Genomic DNA, 26477 nt, shown 5'->3' on the forward strand with positions numbered 1-26477 from the left:
GCAGGCTCGGGGGGACGAACTTTCGACTCCTTGGGAGACACCATGAGCGACCAGTGGTCCTTCGAGACCAAGCAGATCCACGCCGGTCAGGTCCCTGACCCCGCCACCGGAGCCCGTGCGCTGCCGATCTACCAGACCACGTCGTACCAGTTCCGCGACACCCAGCACGCCGCCGACCTGTTCAGCCTGGCCGAGCCGGGCAACATCTACACCCGCATCATGAACCCGACGCAGGACACCGTCGAGCAGCGCCTCGCCGCGCTCGAGGGCGGCGTCGGCGCGCTCCTGTTCGCCTCGGGGCAGGCCGCCACGACCGGCGCGCTGACCAATGTCGCGGAGGTCGGTGACCACATCGTTGCGTCGGCCAGCCTCTACGGCGGCACCGACAGCCTGCTGCGCCACACCTTCCCGAAGCTCGGCATCACGGTGAGCTTCGTCGAGGACTCCAACAACCCCGACGCCTGGCGCGCCGCGGCCCAGGACAACACCAAGGCCTTCTTTGGCGAGACGATCGGCAACCCGAAGGGCGACATCCTCGACCTCGAGGCCATCGCGACCGTCGCCCAGGAGGTCGGCGTGCCGTTCATCGTCGACAACACCGTCGCGACCCCGTACCTGCTCAACCCGCTCGAGCACGGCGTCAACACCGTCGTGCACTCGGCGACCAAGTACATCGGTGGCCACGGCACCGCCGTCGCGGGTGTCGTCATCGACGGCGGGACGTTCGACTACGCCGCGCACGGCGACAAGTTCCCCGGCTTCACGACCCCGGACGCCAGCTATCACGGCCTGGTCTTCACCGACGCCCTCGGACCGGCGGCGTACATCGCCAAGCTGCGGGTGCAGTACCTGCGCAACGTCGGTCCCGCGATCGCACCGTTCAACGCCTTCCTGCTGGCCCAGGGCCTGGAGACGCTGAGCCTGCGCATGGAGCGCCACGTGGAGAACACCCGCCGCGTCGCGGAGTGGTTGGAGGCCCGCGAGGACGTCGCGAAGGTCACCTGGGGCAGCCTGCCCAGCAGCCCGTACAAGGCCCTCGCCGACAAGTACGTCCCGAAGGGGTCCGGCGCCGTCCTGACCTTCGAGCTGCCCGGCGGCGTCGAGGCGGGCAAGGCGTTCATCGACTCGCTCGAGCTGTTCAGCCACGTCGCGAACATCGGTGACGTCCGCAGCCTGGCGATCCACCCCGCCAGCACGACCCACTCGCAGGGCACCCCCGAGGAGCACGCCGCCACCGGCGTCACCCCCGGCCTGGTGCGCCTTGCGATCGGCATCGAGGGCATCGACGACATCCTGGCCGATCTCGACGCGGGATTCCGCGCCGCCAAGTGACCTCAGCCAGCATCGATCCCTCTCTCGTCACCGGCGCGTGGCGGGAGGGGGATCCGCCGGGTCGCCGGACGTTCACCGACATCGGTGACGTCCTGCTGGAGTCGGGTCGCACGCTCCCGGACGTCCGCCTCGCGTACGAGACGTGGGGGACGTTCGACGGTTCGAACGCCGTGCTGATCCTGCACGCCCTGACCGGCGACAGCCACGTCACCGGCGACGCCGGCCCGGGTCACCCGACACCAGGCTGGTGGAACACGATCGTCGGCCCCGGCGCCGCCATCGACACCGACCGATTCTTCGTCGTCGCGGCCAACATCCTGGGCGGCTGCCAGGGATCGACGGGCCCGGCATCGCTGGACCCGGACGGCCTGCCGTGGGGCAGCACCTTTCCCGCGCTGACGGTGCGCGACCAGGTCCGTGCCGAGGTCGCGCTGGCCGACCGGCTCGGCATCGAGCGCTGGCACGGTGTCATCGGCGGCTCGGCCGGCGGCATGCGAGCCCTGGAGTGGGCCGTCGAGCACCCCGAGCGCGTCGACCGGCTGTTCCTGCTCGCGACGTCCGCTGCAGCGAGCGCCGAGCAGATCGCGCTGTCGCGGACGCAGGTCGCCGTGATCCAGAACGACCCGGCCTGGTTCGGCGGCGACTACTACGACGGCCCGCACGGCCCCCTGACCGGGCTCGACCTGGCCCGGCGCATCGCACACATCGCCTACCGCAGCGAGAGCGAGCTCGAGGAGCGGTTCGGCCGCACCCAGCAGGACGACGGCCGGTGGGCCGTCGACTCCTATCTTCAGCACCACGGTGCCAAGCTGGTGCGGCGCTTCGACGCGGGGTCCTACGTCGTGCTGACCTCGGCGATGGACAGCCACGACATCGGCCGGGGACGCGGCGGCACGCAGGCTGCTCTTTCCCGCATCACCGCCCGCACGGTCGTCGCGGGTGTGGATTCCGACCGGCTCTACCCGCTGCACCAGCAGCGCGAGCTGGCCGATCTCATCCCGGGTGCCGGGCCGCTGGCCGTGGTCAAGTCAGCCTTCGGACACGACGGATTCCTGATCGAGTTCGACCAGGTCGGAGCCCTGGCCCGCGAGCTTCTTCAGTAGAGCCTGCGGGACGCCTCCGCGGCAGTGAAGAACTCGCTGGACTCCCTGCGCCACAGCAGCACGAGGACCACGACGCCCAGGATCCCGCTGAGGACGGACAGCACGAGCGACAGCGGCTCGGCGGTGCTGCTGGACGCAACCGTGAACAGCAGGCCCAGCAGGTTGAGCCCCGCGAACACCGTCGCGACGACCCGCGCCCAAGATCGCCCCTGGCCGTTCTTCCACGCCATCCACACCCACAAGAACGCACCGAGCAGACCGAACACGACCGCGAGTCCGACCGACACGCCGTAGGCCGCGTCGATCACCGACTGGCTGACATAGGGATCGTTCTCACGCAGCTGGTCGGTGACCTGGTCCTTGAGGCCGTCGAGCGTGGTGAAGCTGTAGACCAGGCTGACGACGCTGAGCGCTGCACCGATCAGCATCAGCTTGACGGCCAGGGCCATCGAGGGCGGCTGCTCCGGAGCAGGCGGTCGCTGCATCGGCGCCCCACCGGGCCCGGTCGGGTACGCGGCCGGGTAGCCGCCGGTCGGGTACGCGCCGGGATACGGCGGCGGAGGGGGCGGCGAGGTGGGACCCGGGTACGGCGGCGGCGTGCTCCCGGACGGCTGGGACGGATCGGGCGGGGTGTCAGTCATGAGAGTTCCTGAGTCGGGACGCGAGCGTCAGCGGCTGGAGCGGTTGAGAGTCTGCACCTCGTGCACCGGGACGGTGACCCCGGACCAGCCGGACTCGAAGGTCGTCGGCAGGTCTGGCACGTCGATCGGCGCATCGGTGTCGGTGAACACGACCGTCCAGACCAGGCGCATCCGAGCCGGGTAGCCATCACCCTTGCTCGCCCTGCGGTACGTGTACGTGCACGAGTCGGATTGGACGGTCACGAAGGGCCGGCAGCCGAAGATGGCCGAGCCATCGCCTGGGTCGACCTCCATGTGGCTCGGCGTCGCAGTGACAGTGACGCTGCCGGCGCTGGCCGACAGCGGTTGATCGGAGGCACCCGCCGCCCACCACCAGGTCGGCAGGTTGACCAACGTCCGGGTCGGCGGGTTGAACGTCGGGGCGATCGATGGTGCCACCAGCTGGCCGAACGCCTGTGCGGCGAGCTCCGCCTGGCTGGGCTCGTCGGCCTCGGTCCAGTACCAGACGGGTCCCTCCTCGGCATCGCACAACCGGAAGGCGGCATGCGCGTCCTCGCTGGGCTTTGGACCGAGCTGTTCCTGGGCCGCGCCGGAGTCCCCGTACTCGGCCGGATCCTTGATGTAGCACGACTTCCCGTTCCAGCATCCGGTGTCGCCATCCTTGACGACGCACGAGGGAGCTCCACCCTCGCTCCCGGGATCGCCGGCGTTGCCGGGGATCTTGTCGCAATCGACAACCTTGATCGAGCCATCCGCCTGCGTCACGTGGCACAGGGCGGCACTGGCGGGCGATGCCGTCGCGACCAGGCCCAGCATCACCACGACCGGCGAGAGGATCCAGATCATGAGCCGCCGCAGCGAGCCCACGTCGGTCAGCACGTCTTCTTCGCCTTCGACTCGTCGACGGACAGGAAGTCGTTGATGAGCCAACGGTCCCCGTTCCGCTCGGCCTTCGCGCCCCACGCCTTCTTGCCGGTCTTCGGCAGCTCGACCGGCTTGCCGTCCTCCTCGGCGGCCCACCCGTCCTCGTCGAGACAGGCCAGGAGCTCGGCCGTGTCACCGGCCGCCACGACCTCGACGCCGGTGATCTCGGGCGCGCCGATCCGCCGCACCTTGAGCGACTTGTAGTCCCGGACGGTACCGAGCTCGACCTCGACCAGTCCGGGCTCGAGAACGGCCGCGAACTGCTCGGGTGTGGCCTCGCCGCTGTTCTGCGCGGCGACGCGGACCGACCAGAAATCGGTCACCAGCTTCTCCAGTGCCTGCTCGTCGGCGGCAGCCTGGTCGACCGTCGGCTCAGCGGTCGTCGCCGCCACCTTCTTCTCCGCCGGCTCGGAGTCGCTGCCGCCGCAGGCGGCCAGACCCAGCGACACGACGATGAACAAGGCGGGCGCCGCGCGCCTCAGCCAATCCCCCGATGTGGCAGTCATGGGAGCAATGTAGCGCCAAGAGACATGCCGCTCCCAATCGGAACGATCTGTCACACCATGCGGCGCACGACCCCCAGCGGCGCGTGCTTCATGACCTGGCCGATCGGCGCCCACGGCCACGACGGCACCGCGGCGTCCACGACCTCGGCCTCGATCTTCTTGACCAGGGCCCGGCAGCCCGTCTCGGTGTCGACCATCATGCGGGTCTCCTGCTGGACTCCCTCGTTCATCTCCGAGGCGATGTACCCGGGATAGAGCGTGGTGATCTTGATGTCCAGGCCCTTGCGGCCGATCAGGTCCGAGCGGATGCCTTCGGCGATCATCGCGATCCCGGCCTTGGTGGCCGCGTACGTCGTCATCGACGACGGCATCCCGCGCATCGCCGACATGGACGAGATGACCACCAGGTGTCCTGCGCGCCGCTCGTAGAAGTGCTCCATCGCGGCCTCGCACTGAGCCAGCGCGGCGATGAAGTTGGTCTCGGCGGTCTCCTTGTTGGCGTGGAACTTGCCGGTGCCGATGCGTCCGCCCTTGCCGAGGCCGGCGTTGACGATGACCCGGTCGAGCCCACCCAGATCCGTGATCGCCTGCTTGAAGACGGCGAACACCTGGTCGTGGTCGGTGACGTCGAGGGCGTGGACGACGACCCGGATGTCCGGGTGCGCTGCGACGAGCTCGTCGCGCAGCTGCTCGAGTCGGTCGACGCGGCGCGCCGTCAGCGCGAGGTCGTGCCCCTTGGCGGCCAGGACGCGTGCCATGCCGGCACCCAGGCCGGAGCTGGCCCCCGTGATCAGGACGTTCTTGCGCATGTCAGTCCTTCCGGGCCATCTGGACGGCGGCCCTGTTCATCATCGAGTAGTACAGCGGCCGCGCGAATCTCTTGGCGGCGTAGGCGATCTTGCCGTTGCGGTCGGTCAGGATGATGTGACGGCCCTTCTCCACGCCCGCCACCACTGCGGCCGCGATGTCGTCCGCCGACACCTTCGACCCGTCGATCAGCTTCGCGGCGGAGCTCCGGGCGGACTCGTCCTTGCCGCGCAGCGAGCTGGTGAGGTTGGTGCGGAAGAACGTCGGGCAGACGACCGACACCATGACGTCGTCGGGGCGCAGCTCGTGGAACAGGGTCTCGCTGAGCGCGACGACACCGGCCTTGACCGCGTTGTACTCGCTCATCCGGGGCGGGTGGACCAGGCCGGCGGCCGAGGCGGTGTTGACGATGTGGCCGGAGCGCTGCTCCGTGAGCATCGGCGCGAACGTGCGGCACCCGCGGGCGACCCCGAGCAGGTTGATGTCGACGATCCACTGCCACTGGTCCATCTCGGTCAGCTCGATGCGCCCGCCGGCTGCGACACCGGCGTTGTTGAACAGCAGGTCCAGGCCGCCCCAGTGCTCCACGACCCAGTCGTGGGCGCGGGCCCAGTGGACGTCCTGGGTCACGTCGAGCGTCAGGTACGTGACACCGTCGATCGCGGCGAGCTCAGCGCCCGGCTCGTCGTGCACGTCGGTGGCCAGGACGCGGCATCCGCGTGCGGCCAGCCGGCGCACGAGGGCGAGCCCCAGGCCGGAGGCGGCGCCGGTGACGAGGGCACGGGAGCCGGCGGTGATCTTCATGGTCGGATACTACCGGTATCCGGGATGGAGGGCGGGTCAGCGGAAGGTCATCATGTCCCGCGGCAGGTGGGCGTGCTCGTTGAACGACAGCAGCCGGGTGCCGCTCTGACCCACGATGACGGTCGTGACGCTGGCATTGATCACGACGTCGTTGAGCCGCTGGAACAGCGAGTCGTCACCGCTCAGCAGGTGCGAGACGACCGCCGCGATGGGTCCGCCGGAGGTGAACACCGCGACCGAGCGGCCGCTCGTGGCCTGCGACACGACCTGCTCGAAGGCGGCCAGGACACGGCCCCGGAACTGCACGTAGGTCTCGCCGGCCGGGGTGTCACCGCCCATCCAGGCGGTGATCGCCCGATTGAGCGAGGCCTGGAAGGCCTTGGGGTCGGCGCCCAGCGCCGTGGGATCGGTGGCGCGCGCCAGCGCGAGGTGGTCGTACTCGTCCCACCTGGCGTCGACGTCGTAGCCGTCACCGCCACAGGCGTCGATCGCGGCGATCGCGGTCTGCGCGTGGCGCTTCATCCCGCCTGCGACGGCGTCCGTCGGCGCCCACCCGGAGGCCTCCCACGAGACACCCAGCGCAGTCGCCTGCTCCGTGCCGAGCTCGGAGAGCTGGTCGTAGTCCGCGGCCCCGAAGGATGCCTGGCCGTGCCGGATGAGGTGGATGGTGCCCATGGGGCCGACCCTATCGGCGATAGGTCGGTCCTGACTCGTGAGTAACCGATCACTGCTCCTATGGTGGCCCGATGAACGATGCGGCGACCGTCTCCTTCCCGTCCGAGAGCTCGACCTCAGCGGCCCGAACCGTCATGGCCGATGCCCTGCGCAAGGCCGATCCGGTCGGCTCCCGCGCGATCGAGAACGAGACCAACTGGCGGCGCCACTACCTCGAGCACTTCCGCCGTGCCGTCGAGGCCGGCATCGGCGACCCGGCTGCCGCGCACGCGATCGCCGCCGACGGGCTGCGCAGCGCCCACGCGCTCATGCGGTTCGGCGAGGTGGGCCTCGACGAGGCGATCAGCGGCACCCCGCTGACCCAGGCCTTCCACACCCGGACGATCCGGGGCGCCGCAGCGCCCGAGACCGAGCTGTCGATCCCGTACCGCGGCGAGCGCCTGGCCGGCGCCGATCTGGTCGCCCAGCTCGAGCGCTGGGTCACCGACGGCATCATCACCCGCTCGGCGGCCGATGCCGTGCAGACCGTGCAGGACAACCCCGACTGGCTCCGGCTCGAGGGCGACACCGTCGTGGTGCTGGGTGCCGGGGCGGAGATGGGCCCGTACCGCGCACTGCTGCGGTGGGGCGCGACCTGCGTCGCCCTGGACCTGCCGCGCGACGACGTGCAGGGCCGGGTGCGCGACCTGGCGACCGAGCTCGCCGGCACGGCGCACGTCCCGGCCCGCATCGTGACCAACGGCGCCGACGACTCCGGCGCCGACCTGCTGACCGAGCTGCCCGGCATCGCCCACTGGCTCGGCGGCATCGAGGGACGCCTGGTGCTGGGCAACTACTGCTATGCCGACGGTGGCACGCACGTCCGGCTCTCGATGGCCGCCGATGCCCTCGCCGAGCACCTGGTGCGCGAGCGCCCCGACACCGCCCTGGCCTTCCTGGCCACCCCGACCGACACCTTCGTCGTGCCCGGCGAGGACGTGCAGCTGTCCAACGATGCGTACGGACGTCGCGGCGCGAGCCGGCTGCTGCGCGGTCCGTTGCGGGTCGCCAGCGGGGGCCGTCTGCTGCAGCGCCACTACGCGCCCGGCGCCGATCCCGGCGTCTGCGACAGCCTCGTGCCGCAGCAAGGGCCCAACTACGCCTTCGCCAAGCGGTTGCAGCGGTGGCGGGCCACGACGTCCCGCGCCGAGGGCACGACCGTGTCGCTGAACGTCGCGCCGGCCACCCGCACCCGCTCGGTGCTCAAGAACAAGGCGCTCGCGGCGGCCTACGCGGGAGCGCACCGGTTCGGGGTCGAGATCTTCGACCCCGCCACCAGCAACACGCTGATGGCCGCGCTGCTGGTGCACGACCTGCGCGTGGCCGCACCGGCCCGGCCCGAGCCCTGGCAGGACGAGGCGGCGAGCGCCGCGCACGGCGGCCTGTGGACCGCGGCCTACGACCCGCGGAGTGCGCTCGGCCTGGCCGCCGTGCTCGGCATCGGGGCCCTGCGGGGCTGAGCGCGCTCAGTCCACGAAGGTCGCGGCGTCCGTGATGGGCGCCCGGCGCGACATGAACTGGGCCGTGGGGTGATCGGGATCGGGGTGGCCGAAGGCGATCCCGCAGACCACGCGCCGGTCGTCCGGCAGGTCGAGGAACTCGCGCACCGCCGGAGTGACCTGGGCGATCGCGGCCTGGGCGCACGTCCCGAGACCGAGCGCCTCGGCGGCCAGCATGAAGGAGTTGACGTACAGGCCGCAGTCGATCGCGCCGTAGACGCCCAGATCGGCGTCGGTCGTGATGATCGCGACGTGCGGCGCCCCGAAGAACTCGAAGTTGCGCAGCATCTGCATCGCCGAGCCGTCCCGGTCGCCGCGCTCGACACCGACCGCCTCGTAGAGCTGCCAGCCGACCTCCTTGCGGCGCTCGTTGTGGACGCCCGTGTACGCGGCCGGGAACGGGAAGTCCGAGGGCGCGGGCTGGCCGAGGTTCGCCACCACGTTGTCGACCGCGGCCTTCGACAGGGCCGCGCGCGCCTCGCCCGACACGATGTGGACGTTCCACGGCTGGGTGTTGCACCACGACGCGGTGTGCTGCGCGGCGGACAGGATCTGCTCGATCGTCTCGCGCGGCACCTCGTCCGGGAGGTAGCCCCGGCAGCTGCGCCGCTGGGTCAGGAGCCGGTCGATGGTCTGGAAGTCGTTCATGGTCGTCCTGTCGTCGGTGGTCATCGGCCGGTGAACCCGGGGGCGCGCTTGTCGAGGAAGGCGGCCACGCCCTCGGCGAAGTCATCGGTCTGGAACAGGGCGACCTGCGAGTCACCCTCGCGGTCGAGGGCCTCGTCGAGGTGGCCGAGCGTCGCGGCCGTGATCGCCTGCTTGGTCGCGCGGTAGGCGGCGCCCGGGCCGCGTGACAGCTGGGCCACGATGCGGTCGACCTCGTCGGCGAGCGCGTCATCCGGCACCGCGGCGTGGATCAGACCGGCCTCCGCGGCGTCCGCGGCCGGCAGCCGCTCGCCGAGCAGCGCCATGGCCGATGCGCGGGCTCGGCCGATCGAGGCGGCGATGGTCGCCGTGGTGCCACCGTCCGGCATCAGGCCGACGTTGACGAACGGCAGCAGGAAGTAGGCCGACCGGGCGGCAATCGTGATGTCGGCCGCGAGGGCGACCGAGCAGCCGTAGCCGGCCGCCGCGCCCTGGACTGCTGCCACGACCGGCAGGGGGGAGCCCACGATCGTGCGGATCAGGCGGGCCGAGACCTCCATCGGCTCCGTGCCGCTGAGCGGCTGGTCGAGCCGCGCCCCGGTCGAGAACGCTCGTCCGGCACCGCGCAGCACGATGACCCGTGTCTGGGCCGGCGCCTGCTCGATCGCCTCGGTGGCGGCGACCAGCATCTGTCCGGTCAGTCCGTTCAACCGACCCGGATCATTCCAGGTGATCGTCAGGACGCCGTCCGTCGAGTCCACCGTGACCGCTTCGGACATGAGCTCCTCCTCCGGGTTCCCTACGGGACCCATCGTGACAGTACCGCTGGCACGGTCATGTGCCCGATGAACTAGTCCGTTCGGACCAAATTCTCGTGTCGCCGGCCAAGTTCCCACGAACCGGCGCGGCGGATCGTAACGTCAGGGGCACAAGGGGAGGTTGTGGCGCAGTGAGCGTGTATCTGTACGACATGGGTGGTCGCACCATCGCGATGCGCCGTTCGTGGACCGATCAGCACCTGTTCGACGCGGACGGTCACTGGATCGGCTGGTTTCCCTGGGAGGACAATGACGCCGTCGACCTCGCGGGACGCTACCTGGGCACGGTCGTCGGCGACCGGCTCGTGCGCCGCAACGATCTGTGCGAGCGTCCCTGCTCGGTGAGGCCGCCCGACCCGGGCCGCGCGGAGCCGACCGGACAGCCTCTGCCGCCGCTCTACTTCCCGAACCGCTTCGCGTACGACGACGTCCGCCTGCCGCACCACGCCTAGCGTGGCTGGACGTCGTTGATCTCGATCTCTGCCTGAGCACCGATCGCCAGCGTCCTGCTGACGGTGCACAGCCGTTCCTCGGCCTTGGCCAGGGCATCGGGCAGCAGCTCCCGGGCTCGGTCGCCGGCCTCGCCGCCCGGAAAGGCCACGTCGAAGCGCATCAGCAGGTCGACCAGGTGGTTGCCGAGCTCGTCGCGGATCTTGTCGGCGCGGATGTCGACGTCGAGCACGTCGGGCTCGGCTCGCCGTGACACCAGCGGGTCGACCGTGATCGCGGTGCAGCCCGCGAGCGCCACGAGCAGCAGCTCGACCGGCGTGAAGTCGTCGCTCGACCCGTCCCCGATGTCGAGCGTCGTGCCGCGCGCGTTCGTCGCGCGGTAGCGCGACGGGCCGGTGCGGGTCAGCTGGACGGTGCGCTCGGTGTCGCCGGACATCAGTGGGTCTCCCGTGCCGGCAGGCCCAGCCGCTCGACCGCCGCGTCGTACAGGGCCACCACCTCGCGGCGGACGTCGGCGCGCTCGGCGACCGTGCCGAGCCACGGGATGGTGACCGGCTGCGCCTCGCCGTCGACGATGGCGTCCCACGTGCCGCCGAGCTCGTCGAGGCCGGTCATGGTCGCCGAGGTCGCCGCCGGCTCGGCGAAGGCCCGGACGATCGCGAGATTGTCTGCGGTGTGGTCACCGTTCATGTGGCCGAGGATCGCGTCCACGACATCGCTGGAGAAGGTCGTCATGGTTCCAGTATCTCCCTCGGGGCGCCACGCTTTCGGGATGCTCGATCGAGCCCGGTCGCGAACACTGGGTGGATGCCCTCCCCCCGCAGCCTGGTCACCGGTGCCACCGGATACGTCGGCGGGCGACTGGTCCCCCAGCTGCTGGACGCCGGTCACACGGTGCGCGTGCTGGTGCGGGACGAGCGCAAGGCCCGCGCGCACGACTGGGCCGACCGGGTCGAGATCGCGGTCGGCGACGCCTCCGAGGACGCCGACGTCCGGGACGCGATGGCCGATGTCGACGTCCTGTACTACCTGCTGCACTCGATCGGCACGGGCGGCGACTTCGGCGCCACCGAGAAGCAGATGGCCCAACGATTCGCGGACGAGGCCGAGCGCGCCGGCGTCCGTCGCATCGTCTACCTGGGCGGGATGATCCCGGAGGGCGAGGAGCTCTCCGAGCACCTGAGCTCGCGCGGTGAGGTCGGTGACGTGCTGCTGGGCTCCGGCGTCCCGACCACGGTCCTGCAGGCCGGCGTCGTCATCGGCTCCGGGTCGGCATCCTTTGAGATGCTGCGCTACCTGACCGAGCGGCTGCCGGTCATGATCACGCCGACCTGGGTCTCGACCCGCATCCAGCCGATCGCGATCCGCGACGTGGTGCGCTACCTCGTCGGCTCGGCCGACATGCCCGACGACGTGAGCCGCCGCTTCGACATCGGCGGCCCGGAGGTGCTGACGTACCTGGACCTCATGCAGCGGTTCGCGGCGATCTCCGGGCTGCCCAGGCGCCGCGTGCTGAAGGTCCCCGTGCTGTCCCCGGGCCTGTCCAGCCACTGGATCGGCCTCATCACCCCGGTGCCGGCCAGCCTGGCCCGCCCCTTGGTGGAGTCGTTGCGCAACACCGTCGTGGCCGGTGACACCGACATCTTGCAGTACGTCCCCGAGCCGCCCGAAGGACTGGTCGACTTCGACCGGTCGGTCCAGCTCGCACTGACCCGCATCCAGGAGCTCGACGTGCCGACCAGCTGGTCGTCGGCAGCGACGGCGGGAGCGCCCGCCGAGGGACTGCCCACCGATCCGGACTGGGCCGGCGGATCGCTGTACCGCGACGAGCGCGTCCGTGAGGTGGACGCCACCCCGGAGCGGCTGTGGAGCGTCATCGAGGGCATCGGCGCACGCAATGGCTGGTACTCCTGGCGGCTCGCCTGGTGGGCGCGGGGCGCGCTGGACCGCCTCGTCGGTGGCCCCGGCCTGCGGCGCGGACGGCGCCATCCGCGCCGGCTCGCCGTGGGGGACGCCGTCGACTTCTGGCGGGTCGAGGAGACCGACGGCCGGACGCTCCTGCGCCTGCGGGCGGAGATGAAGCTGCCCGGGCTGGCGTGGCTGGAGATGCAGGTCGGCACGACCGAGGCCGGGGCGACGACCTTCCGCCAGCGGGCGTTGTTCGCCCCCAAAGGACTGCTCGGGCACGTCTACTGGTGGCTGATCTACCCATTCCATGGAAAGGTCTTCGGGGCGATGCAGCGCAACATCGCCCTCGCCGCCGAGGCGGCGACGGACTGAGGGAACCGGGGAGAGCAATCATGGAAGCCAGCACTGCGGGCCAGGAGGCCCGCCACAGCGATCTGCTCAAGCACGGTGCCAGCGTCGGGCTCGGTGCCTACGGGCTCGTCCACCTGCTGATCGCGTGGATCGCGCTGCAGGTCGCCTGGTCGGGGGGCGGCGACGCCAGCAGCGGCGGTGCGCTCCAGACGCTCGCCGACCAGCCGTTCGGGCGCACGATGCTGTGGATCACGGTGATCGGGCTGCTGGCCCTCGTGGTGTGGCAGGCGGCGACCGCGATCTGGGGCTTCCAGGAGGAGGACGGCGCCAAGCGGGTCCGCAAGCGCCTCAGTGCCGCCGGCCGCACGGTGGTCTACGCGGCCCTGGCCGTCTCGGCGTTCAAGATCGCGTCCGGGTCCGGCGGCGGAGGTGGCGGCGACTCCAAGCAGGAGGGCCTCACCGCAGATCTGATGTCCGCACCGGCAGGCCGTGTGCTGGTCGCAGCGGTCGGCATCGCGATCCTTGCGGTCGGCATCGCGCAGATCCGCCGCGGCGTCACCGATGCCTTCACCCACGACCTGCAACCGGCGGCCACGACCGGCAGCACCGGATCGGCCGTGCTGGTCGTCGGGCGCGTCGGCTACGTCGCCAAGGGGGTCGCGGTCGGCATCGTCGGCGTGCTGTTCGGCTGGGCCGCGGTGTCGTACGAGCCCGACAAGGCCGGCGGGCTGGACGATGCTCTCAAGACCCTGCGCGACCAGCCCTTCGGGCCGTACCTGCTGACGCTGGTCGCCCTGGGCGTCGCCGCATTCGGGCTGTTCTGCTTCGCCTGGGCGCGCCACCCGCGCACGCGCTGAGGCTCGCGCCCGGCGAGCGGTTGCGTACCGGCAACCATCCGCACAGGATGATCGAATGGATCTGTTCCGCATCAAGTCCGTCGAGCGCTCGATCGAGGAAACCGACGAGCCGGAGCACCGTCTCAAGAAGGAGCTCTCGGCCTGGGACCTGACGGTCTTCGGCGTCGGCGTCATGGTGGGGACCGGCATCTTCGTCCTGACCGGCGAGCAGGCCTACGCCAATGCCGGTCCGGCGATCGTGATCTCGTTCATCCTGGCCGGGATCACCTGCGGTCTCGCGGCCCTCTGCTACGCCGAGTTCGCCTCGACCGTCCCGGTCGCCGGCAGTGCGTACACGTTCTCGTACGCGACGCTCGGCGAGCTGGTGGCCTGGATCATCGGCTGGGACCTCGTGCTCGAGCTCGCGCTCGGCGCGGCGGTCGTGGCGCGCGGCTGGTCGGCGTACCTGCAGTCCCTGTTCGACCTGCCGACGTGGTTGGCCGGGGACGAGGCGAGCCCCGACTTCGGCGCCATCGCGATCGTCCTCGGCCTCACGCTGGTCGGCGTCCTGGGCACCAAGCTGTCCGGACGGATCACCAGCGTGCTGGTGGTCATCAAGGTCGCCGTCGTGACCTTCGTGATCGTGGCGGGACTGTTCTACATCAAGACCAAGAACTACCAGCCGTTCATCCCCGACTCCAAGCCCACCGAGGGCGGTTCGGGCCTCGACTCGACGCTGCTGCAGACGGTCTTCGGGGTGGACCCGACGGTCTTCGGCGTCTACGGCATCATCGCCGCCGCCTCGGTCGTGTTCTTCGCCTTCATCGGCTTCGACATCGTCGCGACGTCGGCCGAGGAGACCAAGAACCCGCAGCGCGACGTCCCGCGCGGCATCCTCGGCTCGCTGGCGATCGTCACGGTCCTCTACGCGGCCGTGGCATTCGTCGTGACCGGGATGCTCAAGTACAGCGACGACCGCATGAACACCGCCGCACCGCTGGCCGAGGCGTTCAGCGCCAACGGCCTGGACTGGGCCAGCAAGATCATCTCGGTGGGCGCCGTCGCCGGCCTGACGACCGTCGTGCTGGTCTTGATGCTGGGCCAGGCGCGGGTGCTGTTCGCGATGTCGCGCGACGGGCTGCTGCCGGTCGGCCTGGCCAAGGTCCACCCGCGCTTCGGCACGCCGTACCGGATCACGATCATCACCGGCGCATTCGTCGCGGTGCTGGCCGGATTCGTGCCACTGTCGGAGCTGTCCAAGCTGGTCAGCATCGGCACCCTGTTCGCGTTCGTGGTGGTCTCGGCCGGCGTCATCATCCTGCGCCGCACCCGCTCGGACCTGCACCGCCCGTTCCGCGTCCCGGCCGTGCCGCTCGTGCCGATCCTGTCGATCGCGGCGTGCTTCTGGCTCATGGTCAACCTGTCGGTCGAGACCTGGGTCCGGTTCCTGATCTGGCTCGCGATCGGCTTCCTCCTCTACTTCACCTACGGCTACCGGCGCTCGCGGCTGGGTCGCGGTGAGAGCCAGGTCAAGGCCGACGGGGACGTCCCGAGAGCCGAGTGAGCGTGGCTCAGGCCCGCCACTCGTCGGCCAGCAGGGCGTAGACGTAGCCGTCCTGCCAGCCGTGGTCGCGGTGCAGGGAGTCCTGCACGTGATGGGCCTCGCGCCGCATGCCGACGCGCTCCATCAGCCGCCACGACGCCACGTTGCCGGCGAAGCAGCCGGCCGTGACGCGGCGCAGGCCCAGCTCCTCGAAGCAGATCCGCAGCAGCTCGCCGACCGCCTCGGTCGCCAGGCCCTGCCCCTGGACCGCCGGGTCGAACGTCCACCCCAGCTCGGCCTGGGTGGCCGAGGCCCCCTCGGCGACCTCCCGTTGCGCATAGGCGTCGTTGACCCTGACCATGAGGTCGCCGATCAGCCGGCCCTCGTGCTCGGCGATCACAAAGCTGGAACCGTCGCCGAAGCGCTCGGCCAGCGACTCGATGCTGACCGCCCTGCCGGTGATCCACTCGGTCACCTGCGGCTGCACGCGGTACGCGTGGATCGCCGCGATGTCGGTGACGTCGAACCGGCGCAGCACCAGCCGGGGGGTCGCAACGGGCCAGTGGGCGGCGTCCAGCGGTGAGGTCACCCGGCCAGTGTGCCGCTCAGCGATGGGCGGTCGCGATGAAGTGGTGCGAGGCCGCGGCGATGATGTCGTCGGGGGTGGCCTCGACCGTCCCCTCGAGCCAGGCCGTGACGAGCTCGGCGACGCCGCCGATGAACATCGTGGCGGCCAGACGTCCCTCGCGCTCGCTCCAGGCCTCGGCGCCGTACAGCTCACGGGCCTCGTGCGCGGCCAGCTCGGCGAACTGGCGCAGCAGCCGGGCCCGGTGGGGACGCAGGGCATCGATCGACACCGATTCGACGATCGCGACGCGGCCCTTGCGGGGATCCTCGGTGAGGATCTGGACGAAGGCCTCGATGCCGGCCCGCACCCGGTCGGCGGGACCACCCTGGGCGGCTGCGAGCGCCGCGACCGACCGCTCGGCGATCTGGGTCGCGATGTCGTCCATGACCGCGGTCAGCGCAGCGTCCAGGCCCTCGAAGCTCTGGTAGAAGTACCGCTCGGTCAGCCCGGCCTCGGCGCAGATGCGGGTCATCGTGACCGTGGGGCCGCCATCTCGTCCCCACACCTCGAGGGTCGCCTCGAGCAGCCGCGCGCGCCGGTCGGCATGGCGCTGCTCGGCGGTCATGCCGCGGTACTGCCCTGCCTTGACTGCCATGCAGACATATTGACAGAACGTCCTGTCTGAATCAAGATGCCTGTTGTGAGCCAGACCACCGAAGCCCCTCCCCGCCGTCGCGGCGTGCCGTACATCGGCAGCACCCTGCAGTACGTCCGCGACCCGCTGACCATGATGCGAACCCAGTACGAAGGCTGGGGTCCCGTGTCCGACATCGACTTCATCGGCAAGCGCTGGACCGTCCTGCTGGGCCCCGATGCCTGCGAGGCAGCCCTCCGCAACGCCGACAAGGCATTCGCCAGCGGCGACGGCTGGGGCTACCTGGTCGGCCCGTTCTTCGACCGCGGCCTGATGCTGCTGGACTTCGATGAGCACCACCGCCACCGGCGCATCATGCAGTCGGCCTTCACCCGTGACCGGCTCGAGGGCTACACCGCGGCCCTGCAGCCTGCCGTCGCCACCGGGATCGCACAGTGGCAGCCCGATCCGGAGTTCCTGGCCTATCCCGCCCTCAAGGAGCTGACCCTCGACCTGGCGGCGACCGTGTTCATGGGCGGCGCCGACCTGGCGACGGCCGATGAGCTCGACCGGGTCAACCAGGCCTTCATCGACTGCGTGCAGTCCGCGACCGCACTGGTGCGCGCCAACATCCCCGGCACCCGCTGGGGTCGTGCCATCCGCGGACGCCGACTGCTCGAGGAGTTCTTCGGCCGGCACCTGGCGGTCAAGCGCGAGATGCCCGGGGACGACCTGTTCTCGGTGCTGTGCCAGCTGGAGACCGAGGACGGCGAGCGGTTCAGCGACGAGGACATCGTCAACCACATGATCTTCCTGCTCATGGCCGCCCACGACACGTCCACGATCACCGTCTCGACCGTGATGCAGCAGCTCGGACAGCATCCGGAGTGGCAGCAGCGCTGCCGCGAGGAGGCACTCGCGCTGCCCGAGAACCCGACGCTGGCCGATCTGGACCAGCTCGTCGCGATCGACATGGTCATGAAGGAGAGCCTGCGGATCGTCCCGCCCGTGCCGGTCCTGGCCCGCAAGACGGTCAAGGAGACCGAGGTGCTCGGCCACCGCATCCCCGCCGACCGGCTCGTCGCGGTCATGGTGCACATGTCGCACCACATGCCCGAGCTGTGGGACGACCCCGAGCGCTTCGACCCCGAGCGCTTCGCCGACGACCGTCGCGACGACAAGGTGCACCGCTACGCGTGGGAGCCCTTCGGCGGAGGGGTCCACAAGTGCATCGGCCTGTTCTTCGCCGGCGCGGAGGTCAAGACGATCCTGGTCCACCTGCTGCGCCAGTTCGAGTGGACCGTCGACCCGGGCTACCGGGTGCCCATGAGCTACGCCTCGCTGCCCTACCCCAAGGACGGCCAGCCGGTCCGTCTGGTCCGTCGCTGATCTTCCGAGGAGCACCCATGCCCAAGAACCTGACCAACCAGGTCGTCGTCATCACCGGAGCCGGCCGCGGCATCGGTCTGGCGACGGCATCCCAGTTCGCCGCCGCTGGCGCGATCGTCGTGATCGGCGACCTGGACGACGACGTCGCCGCCAAGGCTGCCCAGCAGGTCGGCGGCCGGGCCGTCGGCCACGCCGTCGACGTCGCCGACCGCGAGTCGTACGCGCGGTTCATCGACGTCGCCCGGCAGCAGGGACCCATCGACATCCTCGTGAACAACGCCGGCATCATGCCGCTGTCGCCGCTGGTCGACGAGGACGATGCCATGACCGACCGGATCATCGACATCAACCTGCGTGGCGTCATCACCGGCACCAAGCTCGTCGCGCCCTCGATGATCGCCCGGCGGTCGGGGCACATCATCAACATCGCGTCGGCCGTGGGTCGGATCGCGGTCGCGAACGGCGCGACGTACAGCGCCAGCAAGTACGCCGTGATGGGGTTCTCCGAGGCGATGCAGTCCGAGCTGGCGCCGGCAGGGGTGGACGTCTCGTGCGTCCTGCCGACCGTCGTCAACACCGAGCTCGCGGCCGGTGTGTCGGCCACCAAGGGCATGCGTGCGGTGCAGCCCGAGGAGGTCGCCGCCGCCATCGTCAGCGTCGCCGGCAAGCCGCGCTTCGAGACCTGGGTGCCGGCCTGGAGCAAGGGGTTGTTCTACACCACGAACGCCCTGCCGCGCCGCCTGCGCGACACCGCCAGCCACCTGGTCGGCGCCGACGACGCGCTGCGCAGCATCGACGTCGAGGCACGCCAGGAGTACGAGCGCCGCGCCTCGTCGTGAGGGGTCAGGGCGTGATCGGGTCGACCCGGTAGGACGCGCGCAGCACGGCACCCGGCTCGACGATCCGGGTGCCGGGCTTGTCGCGCAGGTCGCCGGTGAAGTCGATCGGCGCCGCCCCGCCGACGCAGGGCTCCAGGCACAACAGGTCCGCCCCGGTCGGGCGTGACCACACCACGAAGACGTCGAAGACGTCGTCCCACGTCATCCGCAGCCCGCGACCCGACGGCGCGAGGTAGCGCAGGCCGCGGCTGGCGACCTGGTCCATGACGATCGCATCGGGCTCGAACAGTGCCGGGTCGAGCCGCAGCGTCGCCCCCTCGATCGGGGTCGGCTGGTTGTCGGGGAGCACCAGCGTGTGGTCCAGCCGCCGGATGGGCGCCGGCTCGGGCTGGTCGAACACCACGACGTGCTCGGTCCTGGCGGCCCCCGGCTCCAGCGGCCAGGCGAAGGCCGGGTGCGAGCCGATCGAGACCGGCAGGTCGACCTCGCCGGTGGTGGGGGCACCTCCCGCTTGCGGGGGATTGCTGACCTCATACGTCGTGGCCAGCCCGTGATCGTCCATCGCGTAGTGCGCCGTCAGCTCGAAGGCGAACGGGAACCGCTCCCGGGTCTGGTCGCTGTCGCGGAGGCGCAGCGTCGCGGACGACTCGTCGGACTGGACGACCTCCCAGGTCAGGTCGCGGGCGAATCCGTGCTGGGTCAGCGGATAGGTCCGGCCGTCGACGTGGATGGTGTCGTCCGGCACCCGGCCCACGATCGGGAACAGGATCGGCGCGTGCCGGCGCCACTGCTCCCCGGCCTGCCACAGGTACTCGTGGCCGTCGGCACCGCGCAGGGAGTGCGGTTCCGCGCCCTGCTCGGAGATCTCGGCGGTGCCCCCGCCGCCGCGAAGAGTCAGCATGGCTCGAGCCTACGGGCCCTGCGTGCCCCGTGCGTCGTAGATCTCCCCGGCGTCCTGTGTCGCGATGAAGATGGCGTCCAGCAGCTCGCGCGGCGTCGCGCACCGCAGCAGCCGCAGCTGGTCCAACGGTCCGAGGGGTGCGACCGCGGCCAGCTGCCACAGCGACTCGACCGGGTCCTCGCTCAGCTGCACCGATGCCGACCAGGCCTGGTCCTCGAACTCGCTGGCCTGCAGGAGCGTCCGGCGCACCAGCGCCTCGGTCTGCTCGCGCCGGCTCAGGAGGGACTCGTCCCACACCAGGGGCGGCAGCTCGCGCACCCGGGCGCGGGGGTACGGGTCCTCCGCGAGCCACTCGACGACCTCGATCCGCCGGGTCCCCTCCCCCAGGACCGCGAGATAGCCGTCGGCGACCTTCACATCGGCGATCTGGCACACGGTGCCGATGTCGAACCGCTTCTCGCCGCCGCCGACCTCCTGGCCGCGCTCGATCAGCACGACGCCGAACTCCGACGTGCCGTCGGGCATGACGTCCTGCAGCAGCTGCAGGTAGCGGGGCTCGAAGACCCGCAGCGCCAGCGGCATCGCCGGGAACAGCACCGAGCCCAGCGGGAACATGGGGATGTCGGCCAGCTCGTCCATGTGGTCATCCCATCACGCCGCGGGCAGGCGGCAACCCCAGTCTCAGGCGAGCGCGCGGATGACCGCCCCGGACGCGTGATGGCGTCCGCGCGGGACGACCATGGGGGTGTTGCTGACCGGATCGGAGACGATCTCGCAGGCCAGGCCGAACACCTCGGTGACGACCGCCGCGTCGATGACGTCCCGCGGCGCGCCCTCGGCGAGGATCGCGCCGTTCTTCATCGCGATGATGTGATCGGCGTAGCGGCAGGCCAGGTTGAGGTCGTGCAGGACCAGCACGATCGTCTTGCCCGACTCGCGGTTCAGGTCGGTCAGCAGGTCCAGCAGCTCGACCTGGTGGTTGATGTCCAGGAAGGTCGTGGGCTCGTCCAGCAGCAGCAGATCGGTGTCCTGGGCCAGCGCCATGGCGACCCACACCCGCTGCCGCTGCCCGCCGGAGAGCTCGGCGATGCTCCGGTCGGCGAGCTCGGTCGTGCCGGTGGCCTCGAGGGCTGCCGCGACGGCGCGCTCGTCCTCGGCGCTCCACCGACGGAACCAGCCCTGGTGCGGATAGCGTCCGCGGCCGACCAGGTCGCCGACCGTGATGCCGTCCGGTGCGACGGGCGACTGCGGCAGCAGGCCGAGCACCCGGGCCACGTCGACGCTCTTCATGTCCTGCATCGCCCGACCGTCCAGGATGACCTGGCCGCCCCGGGGGGCCAGCAGCCGGGCGAGTCCGCGCAGCAGCGTCGACTTGCCGCAGGCGTTGGCGCCCACGATGACCGTGATGCGGCCGTCGGGGATCTGGACGTCCAGATCGGTGACGATGTCGGTGTCGGCGTAGCCGAGGGTGAGGTTCTCGGCCCGCAGTTCGTGTGAGGTCATCCGCCGCGTCCTTCCCGGTTGACGGTGGCGAGGAGCCAGATGAGGTAGGGCGCCCCGATGATGCCGGTGACGACCCCGGTCGGCAGGACCGCGGGGAGCAGGTGCTGGGCCACCAGGTCGGCCCCCAGCACGATGATGGCGCCGACCAGCCCGCTGGCCACGATGCTGCCGGCCGGACCGGTCAGCCGCAGGGCGACGGGTCCGGCGATCAGGGCGACGAACATGAGCGGTCCGGCAGCAGCGGCGGCGAAGCCGACCAGCACGATCGCCACCCCCAGCAGGGCCAGCCGGACCGGCTCGACCCGGGCGCCGAGGGCTGTCGCGGTGTCGTCGCCGAGCTCCAGCATGCGCAGCGGACGGTCCAGCATGATCACCAGCGGGACGATGACGAGCACGGCGACGATCAGGGCGCGCAGCTCGCCGGTGCCGGAGCGACCGACCGAGCCGACCAGCCAGGTCATGGCCTCGCCGGCCTCGTAGCGCTGTGCGCGGGAGAGGACGTAGCCGATGATCGACATCATGAACTGGGAGACGCCGATGCCGATCAGGATGAACCGGTAGCCGGTGATCCCGTCGCGCCAGGCCAGCAGGTAGATCAGCAGTGCCGTGAGCAGCGCGCCCACCAACGCCGACCCGGCCACCGCGGCGCTGCCGGCGTGGAACACCAGGATCGCGGAGACCGCGAACAGGCTCGCGCCGGACGAGACACCCACGAAGTCCGGCGACGCCAGCGGATTGCCCAGCAGCCGCTGGAAGATGGTGCCGGCGGTGCCCAGGGCCACGCCCACGGCGAGCGCGGTCGCGGCCGGCGGGAGCCGCAGGTCACGCACGATGAAGTCGGTCGTGGGGTCGTCGCGCAGGTGCAGCACCGAGGCGATGACGTCGACGGGTGAGACGTAGTAGCTGCCGACCATCATCGTCAGGACGAACAGGCACAGGACGACGACCGCGAGCGCGCTGGTGACCAGCACCGACCGGCGACGGCGGCGAGCGCGTCCGGCCAGGACGTGGGGGGGCGCGAGCGTGGTGGCCACCGCGCTCAGAGCTCCGTGATGCTGCGGTAGCGGACCAGCAGGATGAACACGGGTGCGCCGATGACGCCCAGCACGACGCCGACCTGCAGCTCACCGGGCGAGACGATGACGCGTCCGGCGATGTCGGCGATCAGCAGGATGATCGGGGTGAGCACCAGTGCATAGGCCAGGATCCAGCGGTAGTCGGGCCCGCAGATCATCCGTGCCATGTGGGGGACGACCAGTCCCACGAACACGACCGGCCCGCAGGCCGCTGTCGCGGCACCGCACAGGACCGCGACGGTCACGAACATCACGATCCGCGTCAGCCGCACCCGCTGTCCCAGCGCGTGGGCCAGGTCCTCGCCGAGCGCGAGGCCGTTCAGCGCGCGCCCGGCGCCCAGCGCCACGACGATGCCGATCACCAGGAATGGCAGCGTCTGCCAGAACACCGGGAAGTAGCGGCCGGCCAGTGAGCCGACCTGCCAGAACCGCAGCTCGTTGAGGGCGGACTCGTTGTTGAGCACGATCGCATTGGTCACCGAGGTCAGCATCGCGGTGACCGCTGCACCCGCCAGTGCCAGCTTGACCGGGGTCGCGCCCTCCCGGCCGAACGAGGCGATGCCGTAGACCGCGACGGTCGCGATGCCGGCACCGGCGAAGGCGAACCAGACGTACGTACCCGGCGACTGCGCGCCGAGCACCATGATGCTGAAGACGATCGCCGCGGCGGCACCCGCGTTGATGCCCATGATGCCCGGATCGGCGAGTGGATTGCGGGTCAGTCCCTGCAAGATGGTGCCGCTGAGCCCGAGCGCGGCCCCCGCGAACAGCCCGATCAGCGTCCGCGGGACGCGCATCTCGCGGATGACGGTCTCCGAGGCGGCCGAGGGGTCGTAGTCGCTGAACGCCTTCCAGATGGTGCCGGGGCCCACGCCGCGGGCGCCCATCGTGATGCTGAAGAAGCAGACCACGACCAGGGCGCCGAGCAGGATCACCAGCCCCGTCACCAGAGCCGCCCGCGAGCGCTGCTGCGGGCGCTGCTCGATCGAGGCCCGGGGGCCGGCGGTGACGCTCATGGCATCTTCAGGGTACCCCAGCAACTTAGGTATGCCTTGCCAACCCGTCCCGCCGACGGTTTACCACGGTCCCTCCGCAAACGTCGTCCGCCCGTGGGAGATTTCCGTGGGGCGGACGAGGTTTGCGGAGGGACCGTGGTAAACCGACGCTGCCCCCGGACCAGGGGTCCGGGGGCAGCGTCGTGAAGGTTTGCGATCAGGCGAACTTCTCGCCGTTCTTGGCCTTCTCCAGCAGCGAGGCCGGCGGGGTGAACCGGTCGCCGTACTTGGCGGCCAGCTCCTGGGCGCGAGCCGCGAAGGCCTCGACGCCGATGGAGCCGTCAGCGGCCTCGTAGCCGTTGACGTACTGGATGGCGCCGCCCTGCATCGCCGGGAAGCCGATGCCGAAGATCGAGCCGATGTTGGCGTCCTGGGTCGTGCGGAGCACGCCCTCGTCCAGGCACTTGATCGTCTCGAGGCTCATGATGAACGTCAGACGCTCCTTGAGGTCCTCGAACGGGGGCTGCTCGTCGGCGACCGGGAACTTCTCGGCCAGGCCGCTCCACAGTCCCTGACGCTTGCCGTCGACGTACTCGTAGAACCCGGCACCCTTGAGGCGGCTGGGGCGACCGATCTCGATCATCTGGTCGATGATGGCCTCGGCAGCGTTCGGCTCCCAGGTGCCTCCGGCCTCCTCGACGGCGGCCTTCGACTCGTTGCGGATCTTGACCATGAGCTCCAGGTTCAGCTCGTCGCTGAGCTGCAGGACGGGAGCCGGGAAGCCGGCCTGCGTCGTGGCGCGCTCGATCGAGACCGGCGAGACGCCCTCGGCGAGCATGCCGATGCCCTCGTTGACGAAGGTGCCGATGACGCGGCTGGTGAAGAAGCCGCGGCTGTCGCCGACGACGATCGGGGTCTTCTTGATCGCCTTGGTGTAGTCGATGACGCGGGCGATGGCCTCGTCGGACGTCTTCTCGCCCGCGATGATCTCGACCAGCGGCATCTTGTCGACGGGGCTGAAGAAGTGGATGCCGATGAAGTCCTCGGGACGCTCGACACCGTCGGCCAGGATCGTGATCGGCAGCGTCGACGTGTTGGAGCCGAGCAGCGCGTCCGGCTTGACGACCTTCTGCAGCTCGCCGAAGACCTCGTGCTTGAGCTTGACCGACTCGAAGACGGCCTCGATCACGAAGTCGCTGCCCTCCAGAGCGGCGTAGTCATCGGTGGGCGTGATGCGGGCCAGCAGCTCGTCGGCCTTCTCCTGCGAGAGGCGTCCGCGCGAGACGGCCTTGTCGACCAGGTTCTGGCTGTAGGACTTGCCCTTCTCGGCAGCCTCCATCGAGATGTCCTTGAGGACGACGTCGAATCCGGCCTTCGCCGAGACGTACGCGATGCCCGCGCCCATCATGCCGGCGCCGATGACCGCGATCTTCTCCGCCTTCGTGGGCGCGATGCCCTCGGGGCGGGACTTGCCGGCGTTGATGGCGCCGAGGTCGAAGAAGAAGGCCTGCGTCATGTTCTTGAACTGCTGACCGATGATCAGGCTGACCAGGTAGCGCGACTCGATGCGCGATGCGGTGTCGAAGTCGACCTGCGCGCCCTCGACCGCGGCGCTCATGATCGCGCGCGGCGCCTTGTACAGCGCACCCTTGGTCTGCTTGCGCAGGTTCGCGGGGAACGCCGGCAGGAAGGCCGCGAGCTTGGGGTTGGACGGCAGTCCACCCGGCATGCGGTAGCCCTTGCGGTCCCACGGCTGCGAGGCAGCCTCCTCGTTGCCTGCGTTGGCCTCGATCCACGCCTTCGCGGCCGGGATGAGCTCGTCCTGCGTCGCGACGAGCTCGTCGACGAGGCCCTCCGAGAGCGCCTTGGCGGGCTTCATCTGCTGCCCCTGGAGCAGGAACTTCATCAGCGCGTCGGAGATGCCGAACATGCGCACGGTGCGGGTGACGCCACCGCCGCCGGGCAGCAGGCCGAGGGTCGCCTCGGGCAGGCCGATCGAGTAGCCGCCGTCGACCGCGATGCGGTGGTGGGCCGCGAGCGCGATCTCCAGGCCGCCACCGAGGGCCGCTCCGTTGATCGCCGCGACGACGGGCTTGCCCGAGGTCTCGAGCTTGCGCAGCGTGGCCTTGATGGTCTCGACCTCGTCGAACAGGCGCTCGGCGTCGGCCGGGGTCGCCTGGGTCATGAGCTTGAGGTCACCGCCGGCGAAGAAGGTCTTCTTCGCCGAGGAGATGATGACGCCCTTGATGGAGTCGGCGTCGGCCGCGATGTCGTTGACCAGCTGGTCGACGGCCGTGGCCATCGACTCCGCGTAGTCGGCGTTCATCGTGTTGGCGCTCTGGTTGGGGTCGTCCAGGACGATGTTGGCGATTCCGCCCTCGACCTCGTAACGCACTGCCTGAGTCATATGTGTGTCTTTCTTGAAAAAGGGTGGGAGGGGACGATCAGCTGAGGCGCTCGACGACGGTGGCGATGCCCATGCCGCCGCCGACGCACAGCGTGGCCAGGCCGTAGCGCTGGTCGCGACGCTCGAGCTCGTCGATCAGCGTGCCGAGGATCATCGCGCCGGTCGCGCCGAGCGGGTGGCCCATGGCGATCGATCCACCGTTGACGTTGGTCTGGTCGTGCGGGTAGCCGCCGAGGTCCTTCATGAGGCGCAGGGCGACGGCCGCGAAGGCCTCGTTGATCTCGAGCAGGTCGATGTCACCGATGCTCAGGCCGGCGCGCTCCAGCGCCTTGAGGCTGGCCGGTCCGGGGCCCGTCAGCATGATGGTGGGCTCGGAGCCCGACACCGCGGCCGACAGGATGCGGGCGCGCGGCTTGAGGCCGTGACGCTCACCGGCCGCCTCGTTGCCGATCAGCACCAGGGCGGCGCCGTCGACGATGCCCGAGGAGTTGCCGGCGTGGTGGACGTGGTTGATCTTCTCGACCCAGTGGTACTTCTCCAGCGCGACGGCGTCGAAGCCACCCTGGTCGCCGATCTGCGCGAACGACGGGGGCAGCTTGCCCAGGCCCTCGGCGGTCGTGCCCTCACGCACGAACTCGTCGTGATCCAGGATCGTCAGGCCCGAGGCGTCCTTGACCGGGATGACCGAGTTCTTGAAGTAGCCGTTGGCGATGGCCTTGGCGGCACGCGCCTGCGACTCGGCGGCGAACGTGTCGACGTCGAGGCGGCTGTAGCCCTCGACCGTCGCGATGAGGTCGGCGCCGATGCCCTGGGGCACGAAGTCGGTGTCGAAGGCGGTCTGCGGGTCCATGGCCCACGCGCCGCCGTCCGAGGCCATGGGCACACGGCTCATGGACTCGACGCCACCGGCGAGGATCAGGTCCTCCCAGCCCGAGCGCACGCGGGCGGAGGCCTGGTTGACGGCCTCCAGGCCGGAGGCGCAGAAGCGGTTGAGCTGGACGCCGGCGACGGTGTCGGGCAGACCGGCCGCGAGGGCAGCGGTCTTGGCGATGTCGGCGCCCTGGTCGCCGACAGGGGACACGCAGCCGAGGATCAGGTCCTCGATGCCATCGGTGTCCAGGCTGGGGTTGCGCTTGCGCATCTCGTCGATCAGGCCGGTGACCAACGAGATCGGCTTGACCTCGTGGAGTGAGCCGGACTTCTTGCCGCGACCTCGCGGCGTGCGGATGGCGTCGTAGACGAAGGCCTCGGTCATGGCAGTTTCCTTACAGAAGAGTCTCGCAG

General features: G+C 70.4%; 28 protein-coding genes. 9 read left to right on the plus strand and 19 right to left on the minus strand.

Going from position 1 to position 26477, the window contains the following annotated elements; genetic code table 11:
- The first annotated feature begins 42 nt into the window (after positions 1-42).
- Positions 43-1332: a bifunctional o-acetylhomoserine/o-acetylserine sulfhydrylase gene (locus NQV15_RS17560; protein ID WP_232402239.1), complete on the plus strand. Its 1290-nt coding sequence runs from the start codon at positions 43-45 to the stop codon at positions 1330-1332.
- Positions 1329-2435, plus strand: a complete 1107-nt coding sequence (gene metX / locus NQV15_RS17565; RefSeq protein WP_232402242.1) for a homoserine O-acetyltransferase MetX — start codon at positions 1329-1331, stop codon at positions 2433-2435. Before NQV15_RS17560 ends, metX begins: the two co-directional genes overlap by 4 nt.
- Here metX and NQV15_RS17570 read toward each other — a convergent pair.
- From NQV15_RS17570 to NQV15_RS17595, 6 genes are read right to left on the minus strand one after another with little or no spacing between them, the layout of a single operon-like run.
- Positions 2429-3076 carry a hypothetical protein gene (locus NQV15_RS17570; protein WP_232402244.1) on the minus strand — a complete coding sequence of 216 codons (648 nt, stop codon included), beginning with the start codon at positions 3074-3076 and terminating at the stop codon, positions 2429-2431. The genes metX and NQV15_RS17570 overlap by 7 nt on opposite strands.
- A gap of 27 nt (positions 3077-3103) precedes the next feature.
- Positions 3104-3955 carry a hypothetical protein gene (locus tag NQV15_RS17575; RefSeq protein WP_232402246.1) on the minus strand — a complete coding sequence of 284 codons (852 nt, stop codon included), beginning with the start codon at positions 3953-3955 and terminating at the stop codon, positions 3104-3106.
- Positions 3949-4506 (minus strand): hypothetical protein, encoded by a 558-nt coding sequence (locus NQV15_RS17580; protein WP_232402247.1) that lies wholly within the window; start codon positions 4504-4506, stop codon positions 3949-3951. Before NQV15_RS17580 ends, NQV15_RS17575 begins: the two co-directional genes overlap by 7 nt.
- A 50-nt stretch (positions 4507-4556) precedes the next feature.
- Positions 4557-5315, minus strand: coding sequence for an SDR family oxidoreductase (locus tag NQV15_RS17585; RefSeq protein ID WP_232402249.1), 759 nt, complete (start codon positions 5313-5315; stop codon positions 4557-4559).
- Between the two features lies 1 nt (position 5316).
- Complete coding sequence (locus NQV15_RS17590) at positions 5317-6117, minus strand: SDR family NAD(P)-dependent oxidoreductase (RefSeq protein ID WP_232402260.1); 801 nt, start codon at positions 6115-6117, stop codon at positions 5317-5319.
- 36 nt (positions 6118-6153) lie between these two features.
- Positions 6154-6792, minus strand: coding sequence for a histidine phosphatase family protein (locus NQV15_RS17595; protein ID WP_232402262.1), 639 nt, complete (start codon positions 6790-6792; stop codon positions 6154-6156).
- 71 nt (positions 6793-6863) lie between these two features.
- Here NQV15_RS17595 and NQV15_RS17600 point away from each other — a divergent pair, with 71 nt between their 5' ends.
- Entirely contained in the window at positions 6864-8291 is a 1428-nt protein-coding gene (locus tag NQV15_RS17600; protein ID WP_232402263.1) for a hypothetical protein, read from the plus strand.
- A gap of 6 nt (positions 8292-8297) precedes the next feature.
- Here NQV15_RS17600 and NQV15_RS17605 read toward each other — a convergent pair whose 3' ends face one another.
- Together NQV15_RS17605 and NQV15_RS17610 are read right to left on the minus strand one after the other, a co-directional pair.
- Complete coding sequence (locus tag NQV15_RS17605) at positions 8298-9002, minus strand: nitroreductase (RefSeq protein ID WP_232402264.1); 705 nt, start codon at positions 9000-9002, stop codon at positions 8298-8300.
- The gene (locus NQV15_RS17610; RefSeq protein ID WP_232402265.1) at positions 8999-9754 is read right to left on the minus strand and encodes an enoyl-CoA hydratase-related protein; all 756 of its coding nucleotides are present in this window, start codon (positions 9752-9754) and stop codon (positions 8999-9001) included. Before NQV15_RS17610 ends, NQV15_RS17605 begins: the two co-directional genes overlap by 4 nt.
- A gap of 170 nt (positions 9755-9924) precedes the next feature.
- Here NQV15_RS17610 and NQV15_RS17615 point away from each other — a divergent pair, with 170 nt between their 5' ends.
- Positions 9925-10245 carry a hypothetical protein gene (locus NQV15_RS17615; protein WP_232402266.1) on the plus strand — a complete coding sequence of 107 codons (321 nt, stop codon included), beginning with the start codon at positions 9925-9927 and terminating at the stop codon, positions 10243-10245.
- On the opposite strand, the gene NQV15_RS17620 is transcribed toward NQV15_RS17615, so the two are convergent.
- Positions 10242-10679: an OsmC family protein gene (locus tag NQV15_RS17620; protein WP_232402267.1), complete on the minus strand. Its 438-nt coding sequence runs from the start codon at positions 10677-10679 to the stop codon at positions 10242-10244. The two genes, NQV15_RS17615 and NQV15_RS17620, sit on opposite strands and share 4 nt — an antisense overlap.
- Positions 10679-10978 carry a DUF2470 domain-containing protein gene (locus NQV15_RS17625; RefSeq protein WP_232402275.1) on the minus strand — a complete coding sequence of 100 codons (300 nt, stop codon included), beginning with the start codon at positions 10976-10978 and terminating at the stop codon, positions 10679-10681. Before NQV15_RS17625 ends, NQV15_RS17620 begins: the two co-directional genes overlap by 1 nt.
- A 72-nt stretch (positions 10979-11050) precedes the next feature.
- On the opposite strand from NQV15_RS17625, the gene NQV15_RS17630 reads away from it, so the two are divergent.
- From NQV15_RS17630 to NQV15_RS17640, 3 genes are read left to right on the plus strand one after another with little or no spacing between them, the layout of a single operon-like run.
- On the plus strand, positions 11051-12523 hold the full coding sequence (locus tag NQV15_RS17630; protein ID WP_232402276.1) for an SDR family oxidoreductase: 1473 nt from the start codon (positions 11051-11053) through the stop codon (positions 12521-12523).
- Between the two features lie 20 nt (positions 12524-12543).
- The gene (locus tag NQV15_RS17635; RefSeq protein ID WP_232402279.1) at positions 12544-13359 is read left to right on the plus strand and encodes a DUF1206 domain-containing protein; all 816 of its coding nucleotides are present in this window, start codon (positions 12544-12546) and stop codon (positions 13357-13359) included.
- A gap of 55 nt (positions 13360-13414) precedes the next feature.
- A complete protein-coding gene (locus tag NQV15_RS17640) occupies positions 13415-14902 on the plus strand; it encodes an amino acid permease (RefSeq protein ID WP_232402280.1) in 1488 nt (495 codons plus the stop codon).
- A 7-nt stretch (positions 14903-14909) separates the two neighbouring features.
- Here the strand turns inward: NQV15_RS17640 and NQV15_RS17645 are convergent, their stop codons facing one another.
- Together NQV15_RS17645 and NQV15_RS17650 are read right to left on the minus strand one after the other, a co-directional pair.
- Positions 14910-15470 (minus strand): GNAT family N-acetyltransferase, encoded by a 561-nt coding sequence (locus tag NQV15_RS17645; RefSeq protein WP_232402282.1) that lies wholly within the window; start codon positions 15468-15470, stop codon positions 14910-14912.
- A gap of 16 nt (positions 15471-15486) precedes the next feature.
- Positions 15487-16104 carry a TetR/AcrR family transcriptional regulator gene (locus NQV15_RS17650; protein ID WP_232402284.1) on the minus strand — a complete coding sequence of 206 codons (618 nt, stop codon included), beginning with the start codon at positions 16102-16104 and terminating at the stop codon, positions 15487-15489.
- A 36-nt stretch (positions 16105-16140) separates the two neighbouring features.
- On the opposite strand from NQV15_RS17650, the gene NQV15_RS17655 reads away from it, so the two are divergent.
- Positions 16141-17472, plus strand: coding sequence for a cytochrome P450 (locus tag NQV15_RS17655; RefSeq protein ID WP_255670240.1), 1332 nt, complete (start codon positions 16141-16143; stop codon positions 17470-17472).
- 17 nt (positions 17473-17489) lie between these two features.
- Positions 17490-18311 (plus strand): SDR family oxidoreductase, encoded by an 822-nt coding sequence (locus NQV15_RS17660; RefSeq protein WP_232402298.1) that lies wholly within the window; start codon positions 17490-17492, stop codon positions 18309-18311.
- 4 nt (positions 18312-18315) lie between these two features.
- Here NQV15_RS17660 and NQV15_RS17665 read toward each other — a convergent pair whose 3' ends face one another.
- The 7 genes from NQV15_RS17665 to NQV15_RS17695 form a co-directional block, all read right to left on the minus strand.
- Positions 18316-19212 carry an aldose 1-epimerase family protein gene (locus tag NQV15_RS17665; RefSeq protein WP_232402300.1) on the minus strand — a complete coding sequence of 299 codons (897 nt, stop codon included), beginning with the start codon at positions 19210-19212 and terminating at the stop codon, positions 18316-18318.
- A gap of 9 nt (positions 19213-19221) precedes the next feature.
- Positions 19222-19851, minus strand: a complete 630-nt coding sequence (locus NQV15_RS17670; protein ID WP_232402310.1) for an LON peptidase substrate-binding domain-containing protein — start codon at positions 19849-19851, stop codon at positions 19222-19224.
- A 42-nt stretch (positions 19852-19893) separates the two neighbouring features.
- Positions 19894-20715 carry an ABC transporter ATP-binding protein gene (locus tag NQV15_RS17675; protein WP_232402312.1) on the minus strand — a complete coding sequence of 274 codons (822 nt, stop codon included), beginning with the start codon at positions 20713-20715 and terminating at the stop codon, positions 19894-19896.
- The gene (locus tag NQV15_RS17680; RefSeq protein WP_232402315.1) at positions 20712-21749 is read right to left on the minus strand and encodes a FecCD family ABC transporter permease; all 1038 of its coding nucleotides are present in this window, start codon (positions 21747-21749) and stop codon (positions 20712-20714) included. The genes NQV15_RS17675 and NQV15_RS17680 overlap by 4 nt, the downstream gene beginning before the upstream one ends.
- 5 nt (positions 21750-21754) lie before the next feature.
- Positions 21755-22807, minus strand: coding sequence for a FecCD family ABC transporter permease (locus tag NQV15_RS17685; RefSeq protein ID WP_232402317.1), 1053 nt, complete (start codon positions 22805-22807; stop codon positions 21755-21757).
- 196 nt (positions 22808-23003) lie between these two features.
- Positions 23004-25193: a 3-hydroxyacyl-CoA dehydrogenase NAD-binding domain-containing protein gene (locus NQV15_RS17690; RefSeq protein WP_232402319.1), complete on the minus strand. Its 2190-nt coding sequence runs from the start codon at positions 25191-25193 to the stop codon at positions 23004-23006.
- A 37-nt stretch (positions 25194-25230) separates the two neighbouring features.
- Positions 25231-26448: an acetyl-CoA C-acetyltransferase gene (locus NQV15_RS17695; protein ID WP_232402322.1), complete on the minus strand. Its 1218-nt coding sequence runs from the start codon at positions 26446-26448 to the stop codon at positions 25231-25233.
- Positions 26449-26477: the final 29 nt, after the last annotated feature.

Origin of the sequence: Aeromicrobium wangtongii, from assembly GCF_024584515.1 — a bacterium.
Classification (GTDB): domain Bacteria; phylum Actinomycetota; class Actinomycetes; order Propionibacteriales; family Nocardioidaceae; genus Aeromicrobium; species Aeromicrobium wangtongii.

Coding starts and splice junctions, on each gene's coding strand:
- NQV15_RS17560 (WP_232402239.1), top strand. CDS start 43: ATGAGCGACCAGTGGTCCTTCGAGACCAAGCAGATCCACGCCGGTCAG.
- NQV15_RS17570 (WP_232402244.1), bottom strand. CDS start 3,076: ATGACTGACACCCCGCCCGATCCGTCCCAGCCGTCCGGGAGCACGCCG.
- NQV15_RS17580 (WP_232402247.1), bottom strand. CDS start 4,506: ATGACTGCCACATCGGGGGATTGGCTGAGGCGCGCGGCGCCCGCCTTG.
- NQV15_RS17585 (WP_232402249.1), bottom strand. CDS start 5,315: ATGCGCAAGAACGTCCTGATCACGGGGGCCAGCTCCGGCCTGGGTGCC.
- NQV15_RS17590 (WP_232402260.1), bottom strand. CDS start 6,117: ATGAAGATCACCGCCGGCTCCCGTGCCCTCGTCACCGGCGCCGCCTCC.
- NQV15_RS17595 (WP_232402262.1), bottom strand. CDS start 6,792: ATGGGCACCATCCACCTCATCCGGCACGGCCAGGCATCCTTCGGGGCC.
- NQV15_RS17600 (WP_232402263.1), top strand. CDS start 6,864: ATGAACGATGCGGCGACCGTCTCCTTCCCGTCCGAGAGCTCGACCTCA.
- NQV15_RS17605 (WP_232402264.1), bottom strand. CDS start 9,002: ATGACCACCGACGACAGGACGACCATGAACGACTTCCAGACCATCGAC.
- NQV15_RS17610 (WP_232402265.1), bottom strand. CDS start 9,754: ATGTCCGAAGCGGTCACGGTGGACTCGACGGACGGCGTCCTGACGATC.
- NQV15_RS17620 (WP_232402267.1), bottom strand. CDS start 10,679: ATGTCCGGCGACACCGAGCGCACCGTCCAGCTGACCCGCACCGGCCCG.
- NQV15_RS17625 (WP_232402275.1), bottom strand. CDS start 10,978: ATGACGACCTTCTCCAGCGATGTCGTGGACGCGATCCTCGGCCACATG.
- NQV15_RS17630 (WP_232402276.1), top strand. CDS start 11,051: ATGCCCTCCCCCCGCAGCCTGGTCACCGGTGCCACCGGATACGTCGGC.
- NQV15_RS17635 (WP_232402279.1), top strand. CDS start 12,544: ATGGAAGCCAGCACTGCGGGCCAGGAGGCCCGCCACAGCGATCTGCTC.
- NQV15_RS17640 (WP_232402280.1), top strand. CDS start 13,415: ATGGATCTGTTCCGCATCAAGTCCGTCGAGCGCTCGATCGAGGAAACC.
- NQV15_RS17650 (WP_232402284.1), bottom strand. CDS start 16,104: ATGGCAGTCAAGGCAGGGCAGTACCGCGGCATGACCGCCGAGCAGCGC.
- NQV15_RS17655 (WP_255670240.1), top strand. CDS start 16,141: ATGCCTGTTGTGAGCCAGACCACCGAAGCCCCTCCCCGCCGTCGCGGC.
- NQV15_RS17660 (WP_232402298.1), top strand. CDS start 17,490: ATGCCCAAGAACCTGACCAACCAGGTCGTCGTCATCACCGGAGCCGGC.
- NQV15_RS17665 (WP_232402300.1), bottom strand. CDS start 19,212: ATGCTGACTCTTCGCGGCGGCGGGGGCACCGCCGAGATCTCCGAGCAG.
- NQV15_RS17670 (WP_232402310.1), bottom strand. CDS start 19,851: ATGGACGAGCTGGCCGACATCCCCATGTTCCCGCTGGGCTCGGTGCTG.
- NQV15_RS17675 (WP_232402312.1), bottom strand. CDS start 20,715: ATGACCTCACACGAACTGCGGGCCGAGAACCTCACCCTCGGCTACGCC.
- NQV15_RS17685 (WP_232402317.1), bottom strand. CDS start 22,807: ATGAGCGTCACCGCCGGCCCCCGGGCCTCGATCGAGCAGCGCCCGCAG.
- NQV15_RS17690 (WP_232402319.1), bottom strand. CDS start 25,193: ATGACTCAGGCAGTGCGTTACGAGGTCGAGGGCGGAATCGCCAACATC.
- NQV15_RS17695 (WP_232402322.1), bottom strand. CDS start 26,448: ATGACCGAGGCCTTCGTCTACGACGCCATCCGCACGCCGCGAGGTCGC.